This window comes from Shewanella sp. 1180_01 (assembly GCF_052850535.1).
The window spans coordinates 1-21,043 of the sequence record NZ_VXCT01000066.1 but is presented as its reverse complement, the minus strand read 5'-3'; the positions used below and the strand labels follow the sequence as shown (position 1 = coordinate 21,043).

17 protein-coding genes are annotated in these 21,043 nt (G+C 46.1%); 9 read left to right on the top strand and 8 right to left on the bottom strand.

The features are described from left to right. The first annotated feature begins 77 nt into the window (after positions 1-77). The 5 genes from FW758_RS21780 (at position 78) to FW758_RS21760 (ending at position 6,632) form a co-directional block, all read left to right on the top strand. The gene (locus FW758_RS21780; RefSeq protein ID WP_446446497.1) at positions 78-503 is read left to right on the top strand and encodes a YqaA family protein; all 426 of its coding nucleotides are present in this window, start codon (positions 78-80) and stop codon (positions 501-503) included. A 197-nt stretch (positions 504-700) separates the two neighbouring features. Beyond that, positions 701-3,553, top strand: a complete 2,853-nt coding sequence (locus FW758_RS21775) for a M16 family metallopeptidase (RefSeq protein ID WP_446446496.1) — start codon at positions 701-703, stop codon at positions 3,551-3,553. A 184-nt stretch (positions 3,554-3,737) separates the two neighbouring features. Then, a complete protein-coding gene (gene gshA / locus FW758_RS21770) occupies positions 3,738-5,387 on the top strand; it encodes a glutamate--cysteine ligase (protein WP_446446495.1) in 1,650 nt (549 codons plus the stop codon). Beyond that, complete coding sequence (locus FW758_RS21765; RefSeq protein WP_446446494.1) at positions 5,384-5,848, top strand: hypothetical protein; 465 nt, start codon at positions 5,384-5,386, stop codon at positions 5,846-5,848. The genes gshA and FW758_RS21765 overlap by 4 nt, the downstream gene beginning before the upstream one ends. A 166-nt stretch (positions 5,849-6,014) precedes the next feature. After that, positions 6,015-6,632, top strand: a complete 618-nt coding sequence (locus tag FW758_RS21760) for a transglycosylase SLT domain-containing protein (RefSeq protein ID WP_086014855.1) — start codon at positions 6,015-6,017, stop codon at positions 6,630-6,632. A 185-nt stretch (positions 6,633-6,817) separates the two neighbouring features. Here the strand turns inward: FW758_RS21760 and FW758_RS21755 are convergent, their stop codons facing one another. The 4 genes from FW758_RS21755 to dauA form a co-directional block, all read right to left on the bottom strand. Continuing rightward, positions 6,818-8,071: a GGDEF domain-containing protein gene (locus FW758_RS21755; RefSeq protein WP_006080609.1), complete on the bottom strand. Its 1,254-nt coding sequence runs from the start codon at positions 8,069-8,071 to the stop codon at positions 6,818-6,820. Positions 8,072-8,234: 163 nt separating this feature from the next. Further along, on the bottom strand, positions 8,235-9,338 hold the full coding sequence (purK, locus tag FW758_RS21750; RefSeq protein WP_446446493.1) for a 5-(carboxyamino)imidazole ribonucleotide synthase: 1,104 nt from the start codon (positions 9,336-9,338) through the stop codon (positions 8,235-8,237). Next, on the bottom strand, positions 9,338-9,829 hold the full coding sequence (gene purE / locus FW758_RS21745; RefSeq protein WP_006084961.1) for a 5-(carboxyamino)imidazole ribonucleotide mutase: 492 nt from the start codon (positions 9,827-9,829) through the stop codon (positions 9,338-9,340). The genes purK and purE overlap by 1 nt, the downstream gene beginning before the upstream one ends. 268 nt (positions 9,830-10,097) lie before the next feature. Then, the gene (dauA, locus tag FW758_RS21740; RefSeq protein WP_446446492.1) at positions 10,098-11,873 is read right to left on the bottom strand and encodes a C4-dicarboxylic acid transporter DauA; all 1,776 of its coding nucleotides are present in this window, start codon (positions 11,871-11,873) and stop codon (positions 10,098-10,100) included. Positions 11,874-12,104: 231 nt separating this feature from the next. Between dauA and FW758_RS21735 the strand changes: the two genes are divergently transcribed. The 4 genes from FW758_RS21735 (at position 12,105) to FW758_RS21720 (ending at position 16,132) form a co-directional block, all read left to right on the top strand. Beyond that, entirely contained in the window at positions 12,105-13,988 is a 1,884-nt protein-coding gene (locus FW758_RS21735) for a vWA domain-containing protein (RefSeq protein WP_446446491.1), read from the top strand. A 45-nt stretch (positions 13,989-14,033) separates the two neighbouring features. Continuing rightward, positions 14,034-14,639 carry a sigma-70 family RNA polymerase sigma factor gene (locus FW758_RS21730; protein ID WP_006080615.1) on the top strand — a complete coding sequence of 202 codons (606 nt, stop codon included), beginning with the start codon at positions 14,034-14,036 and terminating at the stop codon, positions 14,637-14,639. Continuing rightward, on the top strand, positions 14,632-15,363 hold the full coding sequence (locus tag FW758_RS21725; RefSeq protein WP_446446490.1) for a hypothetical protein: 732 nt from the start codon (positions 14,632-14,634) through the stop codon (positions 15,361-15,363). The genes FW758_RS21730 and FW758_RS21725 overlap by 8 nt, the downstream gene beginning before the upstream one ends. 232 nt (positions 15,364-15,595) lie before the next feature. After that, positions 15,596-16,132 carry a hemerythrin domain-containing protein gene (locus tag FW758_RS21720; RefSeq protein ID WP_446446489.1) on the top strand — a complete coding sequence of 179 codons (537 nt, stop codon included), beginning with the start codon at positions 15,596-15,598 and terminating at the stop codon, positions 16,130-16,132. 364 nt (positions 16,133-16,496) lie between these two features. Here FW758_RS21720 and FW758_RS21715 read toward each other — a convergent pair whose 3' ends face one another. The 4 genes from FW758_RS21715 to FW758_RS21700 all read right to left on the bottom strand — a co-directional run bounded on the left by FW758_RS21715 (position 16,497) and on the right by FW758_RS21700 (position 20,866). After that, a complete protein-coding gene (locus FW758_RS21715; RefSeq protein ID WP_006084967.1) occupies positions 16,497-16,682 on the bottom strand; it encodes a DUF3545 family protein in 186 nt (61 codons plus the stop codon). Between the two features lie 216 nt (positions 16,683-16,898). Beyond that, positions 16,899-18,536: a glucose-6-phosphate isomerase gene (gene pgi, locus FW758_RS21710; protein ID WP_446446488.1), complete on the bottom strand. Its 1,638-nt coding sequence runs from the start codon at positions 18,534-18,536 to the stop codon at positions 16,899-16,901. Positions 18,537-18,555: 19 nt separating this feature from the next. After that, complete coding sequence (gene tal, locus FW758_RS21705) at positions 18,556-19,512, bottom strand: transaldolase (protein WP_446446487.1); 957 nt, start codon at positions 19,510-19,512, stop codon at positions 18,556-18,558. Positions 19,513-19,762: 250 nt separating this feature from the next. Further along, a complete protein-coding gene (locus FW758_RS21700) occupies positions 19,763-20,866 on the bottom strand; it encodes an OmpA family protein (RefSeq protein WP_446446486.1) in 1,104 nt (367 codons plus the stop codon). Positions 20,867-21,043: the final 177 nt, after the last annotated feature.

Sequence of the window (21,043 nt, the reverse complement as noted above, 5' to 3'; positions counted from 1 at the left end):
TGAAACATTCAATTAACCCATGACAAACCTTATCGCATTGAATACAAAAAGAGAGATTTATCATTGAGTAAGCCATTATGACTGAGTTAGGCATTATGTTCTCCGGCGCTTTTTTAGCGGCGACTTTGTTACCGGGGGGATCTGAAGTCTTACTCGTAGCGCTATTAAACAAAACCCCAGAGGCTTGGGTTGCGCTGGTCGTGGTGGCCTGTATTGGCAACACGTTGGGCGCGATGACCAGTTTCTATTTAGGCCGCTTAGGTCGCCTCGCAAAATCACCAGAAGCGTTAGCGACAGGTAAACACGCAAAGGGGCTCGCCTTGATTGAACGCTACGGCGTATGGGCGCTGTTACTCTCATGGGCACCGGTTATCGGCGATATTCTCTGTTTATTGGCGGGCTGGGTGAGGTTACCGCTAATCTCCTCTTTGCTGATGATTTTAATTGGTAAAACAATTCGTTACTTAATTGTTGCCGCTGCCGTGCTGCAATGGATGGCATGATGGCGTTAGGATGCATTTAATGGTCAAGGGCGGGGAGTGTTTTTCCGTTTAGACTGAATTTACTGTATAGATAGGAACTTAGTGTCAATTTTGCGAGTCATAAATCCCAATGCTTAATCATTTAAGCGCACTATTACGCTACACAGCGATGAATATACGCAGCACTATGATTATGAAGCTGTATTTTTGACCCATTGATGTATGAGGGGAATGTTTTGAAGAAATGGATATTAGCGGTCGCAATTTCTGCCGCACTCGCGGGCTGTGCATCTGAAACGACTACGGCGAGCTTGCCCGCAGGCGTTAAACTTATCGAAAATGTGCAACTGGCCGATTCGCAAGTAGGGATCCCCTACAAAAAGTACCAATTAGCCAATGGGTTAACGGTTATTTTGCATCAAGATGATTCCGATCCTTTAGTGCATGTCGATGTGACTTATCATGTGGGATCTGCCCGAGAATTAGCTGGCCGTTCGGGTTTTGCACATTTATTTGAACACATGATGTTCCAAGGCTCGCAGCACGTCGCCGATGAACAACATTTTGAAGTGGTTACCGAAGCTGGCGGCACCTTAAACGGCACGACCAATACCGACAGAACCAACTACTTTGAAACCGTACCCAGCAATCAATTAGAAAAAATGCTGTGGCTTGAGTCGGACCGTATGGGCTTTTTATTGCCGGCACTCACCAGTGAAAAATTTGAAGTGCAGCGCGAGACAGTGAAAAACGAGCGTGCACAGCGTATCGATAATCAGCCCTATGGCCGCATGAGTGAGCGTTTTAGCCAAGCCATGTATCCTGTCGGTCATCCTTATTCTTGGCCTGTGATTGGCTGGCCGGACGATCTTAATCGCGCCACAGTTGATGATGTTAAACACTTTTTCCAACGTTGGTATGGGCCTAACAATGCAACCCTGACCATAGGTGGCGATTTCGATGAAATGCAGACCTTAGCCTGGGTGAATAAATATTTTGGTGAAATCCCCCGTGGCCCTGAAGTCTCGTTAGAGCAAAAGGCGTTGGTTAACTTAGATAAAACGCGTTACATCTCCATGGAAGATCAAGTGCACTTGCCTTTGATCCGTATTGGTTTTCCAACCGTATACGCAAGGCATCCTGATGAAGCTGCGCTCGATCTGTTAGCCAATATTCTAGGCGGCGGCAAAACATCCTTGTTATATAAAAACTTAGTGAAGGATGGTTATGCCGTGCAGGCCAATGTCAGCCATCCTTGCCAAGAGCTGGCGTGTCAGATGTCGATTTACGCTTTAGCCAATCCAGAAAAGGGGGGCAAACTGGCGGATCTGGAGCAACGTATCCTCGATTCTATTAATGAGTTTGAGCAACGTGGCGTTACCGATGACGATCTGCAAAAAGTTAAAGTGCAGTTTGAGGCCGATACCATTTACAGCCTGCAAAGTGTTTCTGGCAAAGTGTCTGCCTTAGCGATGAACCAAACGCTGTCGGGCAATCCGAACATGATAGCCTCAGATTTGAGTCGTTATGCCAATGTGACCAAAGACGATGTGATGCGCGTGTACAAGCAATACATTAAAAATAAGCCTATGGTGGTGATGAGTGTGGTGCCGCAGGGTATGACGTCACTTATCGCCCATGCCGATAACTTCACGCCAGCGACCTTGCCCATTGCGCAAACGGCGGTTGAAGGGGATTTACCAAAGCCTGAACTCGTTTCAAGTTTTGATCGGACTAAGATGCCCGCATCTGGCGCTGCACCTGTGTTAAAGGTTCCGACAATATGGACTAAAACCTTAGCCAATGGCATAGAAGTCATGGGGACACAAAGCACTGAAACGCCAACGGTTGAGCTGATTGTGTACCTTAATGGCGGCCATAGACTGGTACCAGTTGAAAAAGCGGGCTTAGCGACGCTGACTGCGGAAATGCTCAATGAGTCGAGCAAGAAACGCAGCAGTGAAGCGCTTTCGCAAGCCTTAGAAATGCTCGGCAGTTCAGTCGACTTTAGTGCCTCTGAATATCAAAGTGCGATTAAAATATCGACGCTGACAGCGCATTTAGATGAGACGCTGGCGATTATGGAAGAAAAGCTCTTCCAGCCAGCCTTCAACGAAGCGGACTTTACCCGAGTAAAACAGCAGCAGTTACAGCAGATCCAGCATATGCAGTCTGATCCTAGCTACCTTGCTGATACGGCGTTGTCGTCTTTGTTATACGGTAAAGACAATGCCTTAGGCGTGAATGACATAGGTACGCTCGATTCAGTCGCTGCGCTCACGTTAGCCGATGTAAAAGCGTTTTATGCCCAGCAGTATCAAGGCGGTAACGCTAAAATCGTCACAGTCGCCAATTTACCTGAATCAGTATTATTGCCTAAGTTAGCGGGATTGAGTCAGTGGCAAGGGGCCTCAGTTGTGGTGCCGCCACTTAAGCCATTCCCAGCATTAAAAGGCGGTACGATTTATCTGATTGATAAACCTGGCGCAGCGCAATCGGTGATCAATATCGCCAAGCGCGCATTGCCCTATGATGCCACAGGCGATTACTTTAAATCTTACCTGATGAACTATCCGCTCGGCGGCGCATTCAATAGTCGTATCAACCTGAATTTACGTGAAAATAAAGGTTATACCTATGGTGCTCGTACCAGTTTTGCAGGCGGTGCTGAAGTCGGTGATTTTGTCGCATCAAGTAACGTTCGCAGTGACGTGACGGCGAAAGCACTCACTGAGTTTGTAAAAGAAATCAGTGCGTACCAGCAAAAGGGGATGACGGATACTGAACTTGCCTTTATGCGAAATTCAGTCTCCCAAGGCCAAGCACTTGATTATGAAACGCCGTATCAAAAAGCGGGCTTTATGCGCATGATCCAACGTTACCAATTGAGCCAAGATTTTACGACTCAACAGGACAAGATCATTAATACTGTAACAAAAGATGAACTCAATGCCCTCGCGGCTTCCGAGCTAGATATCAATAAAATGGTGATTCTAGTGGTGGGAGATAAAGCGAAAATCGAAGCAGATTTAGCGGCGTTGGGCTATCCAATTGAAACTTTAGTATTGTAAATTGGTATTTCGCCCTTATATAGGTGATAGATGTGTACGTTAATTAACGACTATTCGTCACATATTTACCGGATTTACATCGAAAGACGGTGACAGCATTAGCTGTCACCGTCTGCTTTTAACTGTACAAGTTGTGAATTTGGCTTGCCCCACAGACAGGTTTAGATTTATTTTGAGGCGTATTTTGCAAGATAAGCCTCAAAATAAAGGTCTGACTGTTAACCTTGTCGCGATAGCGAATCACCAATTAGAGAAGCGCAAATTGAAGTCATTCAATGAATTAGTACAACATCTCTCGGACGCCCATGGGCGCACCGCACTCTTGGGTATGTTACGTGGCATAGAACGTGAGGCGTTGCGGATTGATGAGTCGGGTTATCTCGCCACCGATTCACATCCTGAAGCCTTAGGCTCAGCGTTAATGCATTCGCGTATTACGACGGATTACAGTGAAGCCTTGCTCGAGTTTATTACTCCGGTAAATAATAATGTTGAGCAATTGCTAAACGGATTAACTGAAACTCACGCCTTCAGCGTGCGCCATTTAAATGGTCAGCGCCTGTGGCCTGTGAGCATGCCTTGTTATGTTAAGGACGAGAAACAGATCCCCGTTGCCCGTTATGGTTCATCAAATACCGGTATGATGAAAACCTTATATCGTAAGGGCTTAACCTATCGTTACGGCGCCTTGATGCAGATTATTTCTGGGGTGCACTTTAACTTTTCGGTATCGCAAGAGTTATGGCAAAGCCTGTACGAATTGAGCGATAAGCAGTTAAGTTACGATGATTTTATTTCAGAATCCTATTTTGGCTTGATCCGTAACTACCGCCGTTTAGTCTGGGTGCTACCTTATTTATTTGGTGCCTCACCGGCATTATGTAGCTCTTTCATTAAAGATCAAAAAACCGACCTTAAGTTTGAAAAAACGGACCACGGTACTTTGTATCTACCCTTTGCGACTTCGTTGCGTATGAGCGATTTAGGCTATACCAACAAAGAGCAAGAAGAGCTGAATATCAGCTATAACTCTTTGCCTGAGTATCTGGCTGGCGTAAATGCGGCCATCAAAATGCCTTCGGCAAACTTTGCCAATATTGGCGTTAAAGTCGATGGTGAGTATCGTCAGCTCAATGCCAACGTATTGCAGATTGAAAACGAGTTCTACTCGCCAATACGTGCAAAACGGGTGACGCGCAGTGGCGAGAAGCCGTCAGAAGCCTTAGCCCGTGCAGGGGTGGAATACATTGAAGTGCGTGCTTTAGATGTTAATCCATTTAGCCCGATTGGCATTGAGGCGACCCAAGTGCGCTTCCTCGATTTATTCCTACTCTATTGTTTATTAACGCAGTCGCCTAAGTCTGAAGCCAGCGAAGAGGCGAGATTAAGCGCGAATCTTAAAGCTGTGGTGCTTGAAGGCCGTAAACCTGGGCTTGAGTTATTAACCGCAGACGGTTCACGTTCGCTTAAATCTTGGTTAGAAGAGTTGTTTGATGCCTTGCAACCTTTGGCGGTATTGCTCGATGGTGAGGCGACGGATTATCAAGTGGCGTTAGCCCATTGGCGTAAAGCGGTCGAAGATCCTAACTTGACCCTGTCGGGACAAGTGCTGCAAAACGTGATCAACAAAGGCCAAGATCATGGTCAGTGGGTGATGACGTTGGCGCAGCAATACTATCAATTCTTTGTCGATTATCCTTTGTCGAGCGAGACTATAGCGCAGTATCAAGCCGAAGCATCCAGCTCGCTTAACAAGCAGGCCGAGCTAGAAGCCGCTCAGAGTACTGTTTCATTCGATGATTATCTGGCAGATTACTTTGGAGCTCAGTCGTGAAAGAGGACTTATTCTCTTTCACTCGCTTGCGTTTCAGCGCAGCTTTGATTGGGGCCAGTGCCTTATTATCAGGCTGCGCCGCTTCACCTGAAGATCCCCTAGGCTGTGGCACTGTGTCGGGTTATTTGCAGCCCGATGCCAGCACTCACTGGTATCGCGTCGTCGTGACCCATTTAAACGGTCAGGCAGTGGTCTCTAAGCCTAATTATCAGCTAGCGCCCGGCGAATATGAGTTTACCGTCGCGGAACTGATTGATGATCCTAGCTTGTCGGTCACGCTTGCCGCGCGAACGCCTAAGGTATTTAAGCTCAATGTTGAGAGCCATCAGCGTTATCATATCGGTGCGCTATTTCACACCGATAAGCGTTATATGGGCAAAGACACGGGGTATTGGGAACCAGGTGTGTGGCAGCAAGAAGAGCATGAGTGTCAGTTTGAGCTGAGTCCCGAAACGAAATAGCCAAAGCGTTTAGCTCAAGTGCTAAGCCAGCAAACATCCGATTTAAGTCAGATTGATTTACCCCTTGCGTTTAGATCTTCTAAGCGCAAAAAAGCTTTTTATGCTTGCCTCAGACTGAGTCTATGACATCATGGAGCCAGCTAACTCTCCAAAGAATATGATATTAATGAATAAACCCTCCACTATCTTACTCTGCGCAAGTCTCGGCATCTTGTCTGGTTGCGCGACGTCACCGCCTAAGTCTCCCGAAAATTTGTGTGAGATATTTCAAGAACACCGAGATTGGTATGATGCCGCTAAAGACGCCCGTGACAAATGGGGCGTGCCAGTGCATGTGCCGTTGGCGATGATGTATCAAGAGAGTTCATTCAAGCACAATGCCGCGCCACCGATGGAATACTTTCTAGGATTTATCCCTATTGGCCGTGCCAGCGATGCCTATGGTTATGCGCAGGCTAAGACCATGACGTGGGATGATTATGTGCGTGAGACGGGCAACAATTGGTCGAGCCGCAGTGATTTCGATGATGCTATGGATTTTATGGGCTGGTTTATCAGTAAAACCCATAAGATTAATGGCGTGTCTAAATGGGATGCGCGGGCCCAGTATCTTAATTATCACGAAGGCTGGGGCGGTTATCGCCGTGGCAGTTACAAGTCTAAGGCGTGGTTAGTGAAAGTAGCGAACAAAGTGGATGCGCGATCTAAACGTTACGCGGCGCAATATAAAACCTGCCAAAAAGATTTGGATTCATCTTGGCTGTGGCGCTTATTCTTTGGTTAGGGTTAGGGTTAGGGTTAGGGTTAGGGTTAGGGTTTGGCTAGAGCTTAGTTTGATCCCATTATCAGCCATTTGAATGAGAGTCTATGGCTGACTTTAGGTGTTTAACTTCGATATTCAACTCAGAGACATACTGACTTTTGATATTGGCCTGTTAATAGCGGCTGTCGTAACTGAGTTCAACGAGCTTATTGTGCTTTCACCGCGAAAGTTTCTAATGCTTTAATGGCTTTCTTCTTCGCGCGCTTTTGCTCATACATGGCATGATCTGCAGTCTTAAAGGATTGATACCAATCGGTTTCGAAGGGTGCAATCCCAAAGCTAAAAGCGAGGCTAAGCTCTGAACCTTGATTCAAGGTTTTGCGCATATCATCTAAGTCCTGCTCGATTTGGGTTAGCGGCCCATGGCATAAAGCGACAAACTCATCGCCACCAAAACGGGAAATAATGCCTTTATTTTGCCAATAGGTCAGTATGGATGTGGCCGTGCGTTTAATGGCAACATCGCCTGTCTGGTGTCCATAGGCATCATTAATGGCCTTGAGATTATCCATATCAATAATAATCAAAAAGCTGCCAAGGTGGGGTTTGTGCTGCCAGTGGTGCAGTTCATCTTCAAAATTCTTTCGATTATAAAGTCCTGTGAGCGGATCGAAATTTGCGAGTTTAGTGATCTGCTGTGACTTCTGATAGAGCGCAATGGCATTACTGGCTTCGTGGGTCAGGATAGAGACAAGGTTGCGGTCGTAATCGCTAAAGGCGCCTAGGCTACTGCTGTCGAGGTTGAGCATGCCATAGAGCTTGCCATCGATACGGATAGGGCTAGACAGTGTTGAGCGTATCGGCTGCTTGGACACTGTGAGTAACACTCTTTGATCATCTTCCGTTAAGGTGCTGGCAGCATTGATATTTTTCATATCATTGATGACCACGACCTGATCGCATCTCCCCTTAGTGAGCCGATATTCAAAGGTTTGCTCTAAGGTAAAATCCAGTTGTCTGAGTTTTGCTAAATCGAGCCCCACGACAGATTCGAAATGCAGTTTATTATTTGCTTCGTTGACTTTAATGATGCTGCCCATTTCGGCACCATTAATCACGTAAACGGCTTTGTTGAGCAAGGCGTCGAGAAAGGCATGCTCATTTTTATAATGGCTTGAGAGGTGCGCGAGCTCGTAAATGGCATCATTGATGGTGACGACTTGCTCTAAATGCTCCCACAGTCGAGTTAAACGACCTTGATGCAAATAGTAAATCAGGCTGTAGGCAAAAATGTAAATGATGCAAACAAACAGTAATGGCAGGATAGTCCAACCTTCTGTGGGTGCATTAAAGATAAATAGCAGGACGAATAGACATATCGGCACGATGAGCAATAGCAGATGATAGCGATAATCTAAGCGATCTATGGTCTTACGTTTGAAATTATCCCTTAATTTCACTCGAGTATTCCTTTATCCGTGTCATTGCTAGCCACAATTGAATGTTATACATCACTAACGTATCTACACTGAGTTCTGTTAAGTATATAACGAAAATTGAAATATAAACTGATATGAAACTGCGAACAATTTCATATCAGCGATTTTGGTACTAAATACTGAATTAACGCGAATTTTCTGCGTATTCGGCCAATATCCAGGCTAAAGGAGCTTGGTATTGGATGGGCATCCATGTTTGCAGTGCGGCTATGCTCTGGTTGAGCACAGTTTGGTTGGGCACTGATAGGTTCAAATGGCCCACTTTACGACCAGGGCGCACTTCTTTGTTGTACCAGTACAACTCAGCATTAGGCAAACTTAACCAGCGTGGATCATTATCGATACCGATAAGATTGATCATAACACACTGAAAATTCACTTGTGGCTGTGGGATCGCAATTCCGCAAAGTGCGCGCAAATGCAGCTGGAATTGATCCATATGGGTTCCGGCTTGAGTCCAATGGCCTGAGTTGTGCACTCGCGGTGCCAGTTCATTCACCAATAACTCATCACCAACACGGAAGCATTCCATCGCCATTACGCCAACGTATTCAAGCTCATGCATAATGGCGCTGAGCATAGCTTCGGCTTGGGCTTGCAAAGGGCTTAAGCGTGCCAGTGGCGAAATCGACGCCATTAAAATGCCATCTTGATGTAAGTTCAGCGTCAGCGGATAAAACACGCATTCGCCTTCGCGAGTACGTACGCCAACTAATGATACTTCTTCATCAAAATTAATCGCTTGCTCAGCAATTGCAAGGTTACGCCAATCGTTTGGAATATCACCCGCTTCGGCTTGTTTAAGCCAATGTTGACCTTTACCGTCATAACCACCGGTACGGCGTTTCATCAAGACTCTTGGGCCATAGTGCTGATACAGGGTATCGACTTGGGTGTTATCGTCAACTAAGGTCCAAGGCGCTGTGGGAACACTGAGCTGGTCGAGTAGACTTTTTTGGCTAAAACGGTCGGCTAAACGGCTAAATACCGGACCATTAACAAAATGGGGGTGTGAGCTGAGTTGTAAGCTAAGGGCGGACTCTGGCCACTGTTCGCGCTCGGCGGTGATGATGTCGTGCGGCGCGAGTGGCAGGATGTCATCCGTAGGCGTCATGATATCGACGGCGTTAACTTCAATCGCTAATGGCTCACCAGCGTGGGTCAACATAGCGCCCAGCTGACCATTACCTAATACCCAAACCTTAGGTTTAGTGTTTGTCTGGGTCATTAAACTTCCCTCGGATCTGGATTGTCCAGTACCGCACGGGTCTGTTCTTCTCTGAAAGCGTCAACACGAGCCGCTAATTCTGCATCGTTATTCGCAAGGATTTGGCAGGCCAATAATCCCGCATTGAATGCGCCCGCTGTGCCTATGGCTAAAGTGCCAACGGCGATGCCTTTTGGCATTTGAACGATAGACAATAAGCTATCCATACCTGACAGAGCTTTACTTTGGACTGGGACACCTAATACGGGTAAGCGAGTTTTAGAGGCAATCATACCGGGTAAGTGCGCTGCACCACCGGCGCCACCAATGATGATTTTAAAACCACGATCGGCGGCAGAGGCTGCAAACTCCATGAGTTTATCTGGCGTTCTATGGGCGGAAACCACTTCAACATGATAAGGCACTTGCAGTTTATCCATTATCTCAGCGGCGGCTTCCATCGTGGGCCAATCACTTTTAGAACCCATAACAACAGCAACAAGGGCTTGCATGATAACTCCTTAACTCACTAATTTTAATTATATTTTGACCTTGTTTCAGGTCTAGGTACAGTTGATGCTTGTCTAGCCGTCACCGGTAGCAAGCATCATGGCGCTGAATAATACCATGATCCTCGTCATTTCTGCCCGTTTTTGCGAGCGAAAAAACGTCTTTTGCTGTGATGAATGGCTTGAGTAATTGAGCCATAAAAAAGACCAATCTGAGATTGGCCTTTGATTTAAGTCAGCAGCATTAAGCCGCTGAAATTGCGCTGCTGGTTTACTGCGTCTGCTTATCCGCAGTGATTTCTGTTTGCTGAGTGATAACTGGCGCTTCACTCTGAGCTTCAGTTAGGGCTTCACGTAGAGTGGAGTAAAACTTTAACACGCCCTCAATCGGCTGGATTTTGGCCCTTGCCAGCGTTCGAATGGGCTGAAACTGTAGATCGGCGATAATGAGCTTAGTCTTATTCGCTTTGCATTTTTCAATCAGTTTTGTCAGCGCGGCTAAGCCACCGGCATCCAGAATCGAGACCCCATCGAGATACAGCACTATCACTTGTTTATCTTCGGTGAGACTGGCGATTTCGGAGAAAATGCGATCGGCAGCGGCGAAAAATAGCGGCCCGTTAATTTTGAGAACAGCCCAATCGGCGGGTAACTCTTGATCGACATAACGCTTGTTGGTGCTGATATCGTAAAGCCTTGTCATCTCGGCAATTTCCTTCATAAACAGCAAGGCGGCGAGAATGATCCCCACACTGATGGCAATGACCATGTCGAAAATAACCGTTAATGAAAAACAGCTAACAAAGACCATAATATCGCTGGTGGGCGCGGTTTTAACTAAATGCAGCGCTTTGTGGGCCTCACTCATGTTCCAAGCTACGACGAGTAGCAGTGCCGCCATGGCCGACATCGGCAAGTAGGCGAGTACGCCCGCTAAGGCGACTAAACCAAACAATACCACTATGGCGTGGATCATGGCCGCAATCGGACTCTGTGCGCCTGCTTTGACGTTCGCCGCGCTACGGGCTATTGCCGCTGTCGCCGGAATCCCGCCAAAAAACGGCGTGATGATATTACCTATGCCTTGGCCGAGTAACTCACTGTTGGCACTGTGACGTTTGCCTGTCATGCCATCGAGCACCACAGCACACAGTAGCGATTCAATCGCCCCTAACATGGCAATGGCAAAGGCGGCAGGTAACAAGGCTTGAAAGGTCGCGAGATTAAATTGAAAAGCTTGACCATTGGCGCCAGCTTGCAGCCAAGGCCACTCGAAACTCGGCAATACCGCTGGGATCCCCATGCCTGTGGTGCCATCACTCAGTTGATAGTGAAAACGGGTTCCTATGGTTTCTATATCAGCGCCCATGGCATTGAGCACCAAGGCGAGGATAGTGCCGAGTATGATTGCCGGAAGGTGCGCTGGCACAGGTGTTTTGAGTTTAGGCCAAAGTAGCATAGTCGCTAGGGTGGCGCTTGCAACCAGTAAGCTAGGTAAATGGACCGAAGGTAGCGCTTGGGCTAATGCCATTAGCTTGGCCAGATATTGCTCCGGCATATGGGCAATTTCGAGCCCGAAAAAGTCCTTTAGCTGCAAGGTGGCAATCACAACGCCAATCCCTGCGGTAAAACCTAAGGTGACGGATTCGGGAATATACAGAATCAACCGACCTAGACGCAGCGTCGCCATGCCGACGAGTATCATTCCTGACATCACAGTCGCGATTAATAATCCTGCTAAACCAAACTGTTGGGCTATGGGGTAGAGCAATACCACAAATGCCGCTGTCGGGCCGGACACGCTGTAACGTGAGCCGCCAGACATGGCGATAATAAAGCCACCGACAATGGCGGTATACAAGCCGTATTGAGGCGCAACACCACTGGCAATGGCTAATGCCATCGCTAATGGAATTGCAATAATACCCACAGTGAGACCGGCAAGAAGATCTTGCCCAAAACGTTTAAACGAATACTTATCTTTCACGCAAGCTTCTGTGAGTGCGTGGGCGATCCTTAGGGAAAATAAATGAGCTGAGTGTGACACAAGAGGGTCCCATAGCGAGGCTAGCAACAAGCTTCTATTTTAGTGGCCAGATTGAATGTGCAGTGTGATCTTGCCAGCAAAAGCGATTGAAAATACTTTGTTTTGTATAAATAGTGTGCTTGAGGCGGTTTAATTCTCATTTAAGTATGTTTTGCAAAATATCGAGATGTTTTAACCCTTTTGCTAATGCGGGCCGTTTACAGCTTTAGGTCAACATCAAAGGCATTCCACATGAAAACAAAATATTCCCCAAAAACCGTTTCAGTTTCCGATCCAACTTTCTACCTGCAACGGGGAAACGGTATCCCATCGGCGACCAATGCGGCGGCGTTATTAATGCTTGCTGTGAGTTTAACGGCCTGTGGCGGTAAAGGCGCCGAGGTTGAACATCGACAAGCCAAGCAGCAAGCCGAGCAACGTCATCAAGTAGCGTCACAGCGCCAAGCTGAAATGCGTGATGCCGCTAAGGTTGAGATGGCGAGAGTTGCGGCGCCGATGCAAATGTCTAGCAATGGGGCAGTGATAGGAATGAGCATAGCGCCAATGCCGCGTGATTATGCCGCGATTCCGTTAGCGCAAAATAAATTCGAGCAGCAAGTGCAAAATGGCATCATGGTGGCAGGGGAAATCCCAGTATCGACATTTTCCATCGATGTCGATACTGGCAGTTATGCCACTTTAAGGCGGATGCTGAGGGAAGGGCGCTTACCCGAGAAAGGCACTGTCAGAGTTGAGGAAATGCTCAATTATTTTGCCTACGATTATCCCTTACCCGCTAAAAACGCGGCGCCGTTTAGCGTGACAACAGAGCTTGCTCCCTCACCCTATAACGATGACATGATGCTGCTGCGGATTGGCCTTAAAGGTTATGACTTACCTAAATCTCAGTTAGGCGCCAGCAACTTAGTCTTTTTGCTCGACGTGTCAGGCTCTATGGCGTCAGCGGATAAATTGCCTTTACTGCAAACGGCGTTAAAGCTGCTAACAGCGCAATTAAGTGCGCAGGATAAAGTCTCTATTGTGGTTTATGCTGGGGCCGCTGGTGTGGTGCTCGATGGCGCGTCGGGGAACGACACTCACACCTTGACCTATGCGTTAGAACAATTAAGTGCCGGTGGTTCAACCAATGGTGGGCAAGGGATCACGCAAGCCTATCAATTGGCCAAAAAGCATTTTATCCCCAATGGCATAAATCGAGTCATCCTCGCGACCGATGGCGATTTCAATGTTGGCGTGACAGATTTTGATGATTTGATTGCCTTGATTGAAAAGGAAAAAGATCATGGCATTGGCCTAACGACCTTAGGGTTTGGTTTGGGCAATTACAACGATCAACTGATGGAGCAATTGGCGGACAAGGGCAATGGCAACTATGCCTATATCGATACGCTGAATGAAGCGCGTAAAGTGCTGGTGGACGAGTTGAGTTCGACCTTATTCACTATCGCTAAAGATGTGAAAGTGCAGGTAGAGTTTAATCCGGCCTTAGTCTCGGAATACCGTTTGATTGGTTACGAGAATCGCGCCTTAGCACGGGAAGATTTTAATAACGATAAGGTGGATGCGGGCGAGATTGGCGCGGGTCATACCGTTACAGCCTTGTATGAATTAAGGTACGTTGAAGCCGGGAATAGGATGAATGATAAACTCAGATATGGCGTTGATGCTCAAACGGGGAAAGAGAAATACAGCCGTGAAGAAATTGCCTTCCTTAAACTGAGATACAAGTTGCCTGAGCAAACGCAGAGCCAGTTACTGAGTTATCCCATCAGGTTAGATCAAAGCGTTAAACAGCTCGAGCAAGCAAGTGATGATTTTAGATTTGCCGCCGCGGTTGCAGGGTTAGGGCAATTACTGAATGGCAGTCACTATCTACATCAATTTGATTATACTAAGTTAAGCTTACTCGCACGTTCAGCATTAGGGGATGATCCCTTTGGTTATCGTCATGAGTTTGTGCAGTTAATGGAAACCGCAGCGGCGATAGAGCAATCTAATCAACTGCCAATTAAGAAAACATTCGATGGCTCGGATATACCTTTTCCTCCCCAAGATAAACTCCATGGCGAGCCAATGAGAGATAAGAGCAATCCGCGTAATGAGAGATTACAATAGTAAAAGTGAATACAGGGGGTTAACCCAAATGACGAGGAATTTCCCGTGGCATTAGCAATACCGCAATTACCAACCCATGAGCACTCAGATGAGCAATTGATGTTGTGCTATGCCAAGGGCGATTCAAAAGCATTTGAGCAGTTATACCTGAAGCACAAAGGCGCGCTTTATCGCTACTTTGTGCGCCAGTTAGGTGATAAGCAGTTAGCTGAGGATTTATATCAAGAAACATGGGGACGGGTGATCCGCGCAGCGGCTAACTACGAGGCCAGTGCTAAGTTTACTACTTGGCTATACCGTATCGCCCATAACTTATTGATTGATCATGTGCGAGCGGTAAAACCCGTCGATTTAGTCGCCACTGATGAGGATGAAACTGGACTCGATACTTTTGTGGCAGGTGAGCAAGATAAGCCCGACGTGCAGTGGCAAGAAGCGCAAAAGAGTTTATTGCTAAAGACCTGCATCGCACTGTTACCCCAAGTCCAGAAAGAGGCATTTATCCTGAACATTGAAATGGGTTTTACGGCTGCCATCATTAGCGACATTGCGGGCGTGACTTTAGAAGCGACTAAGAGCCGTATTCGCTACGCTTACCAAAGTCTAAAGGATTGCGTTAGCGCGAAATGGCAGGAGGCGGGTCATGAGTAATTCATCTTCAAATGCCGATGAGCGCGCATTACAACAGGAAGTGCTGGCTTGGTATCGCCAACAGGCTTTAGAAGTTCCACCGCAGCAACTTGATCAAGATATCTTACAGCTGGCGCAAACTCACTTAGCTGAAATGCATCAAAGCAAAATAACTGCTGTTGAAGCTCCAACTTCTGTTTGGCGACGTCACCCTTGGGCGTTATCGAGCGCTGCATCTTTGGTGCTTGTTGTGGGTTTACTTGTACTTAATCGGCCGCAAATCGAAGATGTTATGGCTCCAAGTCCAATGGCGATGAGTGCTCCAGCGCCACAAGCCATGACGAGGATGGCCGATACGCAAGCGCTGCAATCCTCAAATATGCAATCAGAAGCCGTGGCTAAGCATGAAATACAGACTCAAATGCAGCAAGCGAAGGCTGCTGCGGGTGCTATTGAGCGACAACATGATGCAATCAGCCCTGCTATCGCTGCAAGGTCGATGAATGCACCCAGCGCGGCTGAGTCTTCAGACATAGATAAAGTGCCACTCGCAGAGTCTTTACATCAGTTACATGCCTTCATCGAAGCGAAGGAGACTGAGCAAGCATTGGTGCTTGAGCAACAACTGCTTAAGGATTATCCACAACTCGCCGTTGAGGCTGCAGATGCAGATAAAGCGCAGCTAAGCGAAAAACAGCTGGAATTTAAAAAGTTACAACAGCAGCTACATCAGCTTGCTAAGTAAGTTTGTTGTGGTTTTAACAATAAAAGCGTGCTGAGCAATCATAACGTGGTGAGAAAAAACACTAAATGCCCCTGAGATTGAGATAGACATATGAGTGCGTGCGGTCTGTTTACAGTTCGGTATGTGATTTACTTGATCAACGTCATAAAGTGAACAGGATTTAGCCTGTTATATTGGTGTTAGTCCACGACTTGACTAGTATCAATAGTCAGAACTATATCCAGGAGGCATTATGCTTAAAAGACTCATGCATGATCATAAACATATAGCTGTATTGCTAAATGTTTTAAAAAACAAGCAGATGAAGCTGTCAGAAGGTGAGTCAATCAACTTCATCGTGGTGCGCGATATCGTTGAATATATGCAGGGATATGCTGAGCGTTGCCATCATCCGGTTGAAGACATTATTTATGCCTACTATCTTGCGCATAAAGCTAATGACAGTATCGATAAGTTGAGTGCCGAACACGAGTTAGTGATCCAAGCCTCGGCTGCTTTGATGACGACGTTGAATCTGATCCTCAGTGATATTGTGGTTGCCCGTGAGAAACTGATTGTTGATTTTGCAGATTATGTCGCATTACAAGAGCGGCATATGCAAATGGAGGAGCGGGAAATATTCCCGTTATTGGCCAAAACCTTGACTGAACAAGATTGGCAGTTGATAGAGTCTGAGTGCCAGAAATCCTTGATTGATGATCCTTTATTCTTAGATCGCGAGCAGAAAGAATTTGAGGATTTGCGGGCTTATCTAACAACGACTGACTAGCATTGATTCACTCATTGGGCTCACTCTGCGGGCTTGAGCTGAGGATTCAATACTACAGAGTGACGTGTTTTTGCGCTAGCTGTTGTTGCTCGCGAGTCACTCACGATTTGTTAGAGCTTAGCTGATGAGAGCGGAGGTTAGCATTAGTCATATAGCGTTAGTCATTTAGCGATAGCCATATTGTCGTAATGGGGAGTTTAGGGGGCTCGCGCTCGCAGCCGTAATCAACGAGTTTCTCATTTAACACGCTTAATATCATTCCCTCTTATTTCCTGCCACATTCAATATCACAAATAAAAAAAGCGCCTAAGGCGCTTTTCTTGTTCATGTTTAAGATGATGGTTTAGATCACCTCAACATGTGATTACAACTGGATGGCATCAATGTCGTAGTTAAAGTTATTATCGATTTCTTGGAGTTCTTTGATTAAACGGTGCTTATCTTTCAACGCTTCGATCTCACGCCATTTACGCTTTTTATTGGAGCCTCGCGAACGATCGGGTCTTTCAACGACTTCATCTAGCGCACAACCATAATCTAAACGATCCATGGCAACCTCCTGTTGTTGTATGTTTTGTCAGCGATTAAATAACATATTTTTAAAACAGGGTGCAAGAATTATGTTTCAATTGTGTTAAGTTGAAATGAACTTTGAGTGATATGTCGTTGATCTTAAGTGTGGGTTGAGAGCGAGGAAGAGTCGAAAAGTTGAATAAAAATAAAAGGATAAAATTAAAAAGCCAGCAATTGCTGGCTTTTTGTTCGATTAGATTTTGCCTTGTCGATAAAGGTTAATCAATGCGTTACTTGAGGCATCTAAGGCATCACAATCCTGGCCAGCACCTATGCGTGCTAACACATCGTTACCCAGATCCTTACCGAGTTCTACACCCCATTGATCGAAGGAGTTGATGTCCCAAATGGCACCTTGAACGAAGGTTCTGTGTTCATATAGGGCAATTAAAGCACCTAGGGTGCTCGGCGTGAGCTTATCCATGAGTAAGGTGTTGCTCGGCTTGTTACCTGGCATCACTTTATGTTTTGCGATCAGTTGCTTTTCAGCCGCAGATAATGCGCTATTAGCGAGTTCGGCTAAGGCTTCATCAAAAGTACGACCTTGCATTAAGGCTTGAGTCTGTCCAAAGCAGTTTGACGCTAATTGGTCGTGGTGCTCACCGATAGGATTATGACTTTGCAGTGGCATAATAAAATCGGCAGGGATCAGGGCAGTACCTTGATGCAACAGCTGGTGGTATGCATGTTGGCCATTAGTGCCTTCGCCACCCCAAATCACCGGACCTGTACTGTAGTCAACATCCGTCCCGTTTAAGGTGACAGACTTACCGTTACTTTCCATATCGAGCTGCTGGAAGTAAGCGGGTAGACCACGCAGATAATGATCGTATGTCAGTACAACATGGGACTGAGCATTGAAGAAGTTACCGTACCATAGGGATAATAAGCCCATGATCACTGGCATATTTTCTGTCAGCGGCGCATTGGCGAAATGCTCATCCATTTGGTGCGCACCTGAGAGCAAGGCTCTGAAGTTATCCATGCCAATCAAGAGTGCTATCGGTAAACCAATCGCTGACCAGAGTGAGTAACGACCGCCAACCCAATCCCACATAGGGAAAATATTGTCTGCATCGATACCAAAATCCGTCGCTTTCGCGACGTTTGACGTCACTGCGACAAAGTGTTTTGCCACATCCGACTGTAAACCGCCTTTTGCTAAGAACCATTCTCTCGCAGTGAGGGTATTGGTTAAGGTTTCCTGTGTTCCAAAAGACTTGGACGACATGATGAACAGAGTCGTTTCAGGATCCAGTAACTTCAGCTTCTCACTGATTGAAGTACCGTCGACGTTTGCCACAAAGTGACATTTTAACTCTGGGTTCCAATACGGGCGCAGCGCCTGAGAGACAATTTTTGGACCAAGGAAAGATCCACCGATACCGATACTGACGATATCGGTTATCGCTTTACCTGTGTAACCTTTCCATTGACCCGACGTCACTGAGCTCACAAACCCTTGCATTTTATTCAGAGTTTGTTGAACTTCAGGAACTATGTCTTGACCCTCGGCAATAATCGACTGTTCCGCAGTGCTACGCAGCGCTGTGTGCAGAACGGCGCGCTTCTCTGTGGTGTTAATGATTTCACCAGCAAACATCGCTTTGATTTTTGCTTCAAGTTGACTATTGCTTGCCAACGTAAATAACAGATCAAGCGTTTCCGTCGTTGCTCTGTTTTTAGAGTAATCTAGTAATAAACCACAGGCAGTTAGCGACATTTTATTGAAACGTGCCGCGTCAGTGGCAAACAATTCCCGCATATGCGGTACATTTTTACTGTGTGCTGATAAAGCTTGCCATGTTGAGCTTTGGGTCAAGTGTGTCATCTCGCCGTCTCCAGAGTGCTTAGTTTGCTAGCTTAGCCGTGAGCATCACTTCGAGTTTGCCCTGGTCGATAGCAAAGTTTCGAATGCCTTCTGCAAGCTTATCAACTGCCATAGGATCTTGGTTAAAGTCCCAACGGAATTGCGCTTCTGTTAATGGAGCTTCGGCTGCGACAGTGCTGCTTGCCGGAACCAGTTTAGGAGTAATGTCGACTTGCGAATTAGCCAGTTCTTCTAACAGAGAAGGGCCAATCGTGAGACGATCGCAGCCTGCTAGTTCGATGATTTCACCAATATTACGGAAACTTGCGCCCATAACGACAGTATTGAAACCATGCTGTTTGTAATAATTATAGATTTCGGTAACAGAAATGACTCCTGGGTCATTTACGGCATCGTAGTCTTTACCTGTATCTTTTTTGTACCAATCAAGGATTCGGCCTACAAAAGGCGAAATTAGATAAGCACCAGCCTCGGCGCAAGCACGTGCTTGGGCAAAGCTAAATAGCAGAGTTAAGTTGCAGTTGATGCCTTCTTTTTCTAGTTCTTTAGCGGCACAAATGCCTTCCCATGTTGAAGCAAGTTTGATCAGAATACGTGATTTATCAACGCCCGCTTCTTGGTAGAGGCGAACCAGCTTATGGGCTTTCGCAATTGATTGTTCTTTATCGAATGATAAACGGGCATCAACTTCAGTTGATATACGCCCAGGAACGAGTTTCAGTATTTCTACACCGATATTAACGGCGAGCTTGTCGCTGGCATCATCAAGTTGCTGCGCGAGATCGGCACTTTGTGATTTTGCCCAATCGATAGCGTTATCTATGAGGGATTCGTATTCAGGAATTTGAGCCGCTTTCAAGATGAGTGATGGATTGGTTGTCGCATCTTCAGGTTGGTAGCGTTTAATCGCTTCGATGTCGCCAGTGTCAGCGACGATAGTGGTATATAACTTGAGTTGCTCTAATGTATTGGCCATGAAAAACATCCTTCTCAGGTAGCAGTCTTAACTCGGAATTCACTGATGACTATTAGAAGCGATTTTGCCAACTTTTCCAACCTTGAATGTAAAAAAATTACAAAAATGACAATTTTATGTCTATTTAGGTTTGGCTTGAGATACAGGCTCTCATCTTGGCTGTGGTAGAGGGCATCGCTTGTCCTAGTGTATACCCCATAAAAACAAAAAGTCGCTGCAAGCAGCGACTTTTTTACGTCAGTAAGTAATATTACTTAAGAACAGGTTGTTTAGTCGTAGTCGTTACAATGGCTTCGATACGACGGTTCGCTGCGTAAGCTTCTTTCGAGTCACCAGCAACCAATGGCTGAGTAACACCGTAACCGTTAGAAGTTACGCGGCTTTGGCTGATACCGTATTTCTCAACAAGAGTTTGGGCAACTGCGTCAGCACGTTTGTCAGACAGCACCATGTTGTACTCTGGTTTACCTACGTTAGAGGCGTGGCCAGCGATTTCAACTGTGAACTCTGGGTTCTTGTTCAGGTAGTTAGCTAGTCTTTCGATATCTTTGTAGAAAACTTTTTTAACTACAGCAGAATCGTTAGCAAACTGAATTGAACCCACGTCTTCTTTATTTTTTACGTTTTCGTAAATGGTACAGCCAACAGAGTCAACTTTATGGGTTGCTGGTGTTGCTGGACATTGATCTTTATCGTCATAAACACCATCGTTGTCTGAGTCAACTGGTGCTGCTGCGATAACCGCTGCTGCAACTGGTGCCGCAGCAACTGTGTTACCGAAACGGTAGCTCAGTTCTAGACCCCAGTAGTTGCTATCAGCTTCAATAGTATTGAAATCAGTATCATCTAAGTTTTCATAACGACGGTATTTAGCTTGTAACTTCAAATTATCAGTGAAGTTATAGCCAACACCAGCACCAATGTACGGAGCAAAATCGTTTGAGCTGTATTTGTTAGTACCGTTCTGAGTATTCTCAAGTGAATAATACATAGCACCCGCTTCAGCTGATAAGCTCCAACGGTTAGCCAAAGGCCAAATACCCACTAAACCTAAAGTTCCACCTTTCACGCCAGCATCATTGCTGAAACCTGCTGCAGTCCAATCAGCATTACCTAAATCACGGAAGCCGATTTCAGCGCCGAAGTAATCATTGAACATATAGCCTGCGAATACATCCCATGCATATGGGTCATCTTGACCATTCTGGGTCGCGATATGTTCATAGTTGTTAACGCCTAAACCTGCGCCAACATACCAAGGAGTCAGTTCTTGAGCCGCTGATACAGTGAAAGGTAATAGCGATGCAAGCAGTGCAAATTTTAATTTATGATTCATCATGTTCTCCAATTCCATTATTTATGATTCTCCACCAATATGTTCTGCGCTCATTTGTGTGCAAAACATTGCTAGCACTTAATGTGGGGATCCTTTGGTATTGTAGCCAGCGATTAATTATCACTTGGTTTGTTAAATTTTACCAGTGTTAAGAATTCCCTTTTTAGAGTCTTGCGTTCTGTAAGTGGGTTTCTC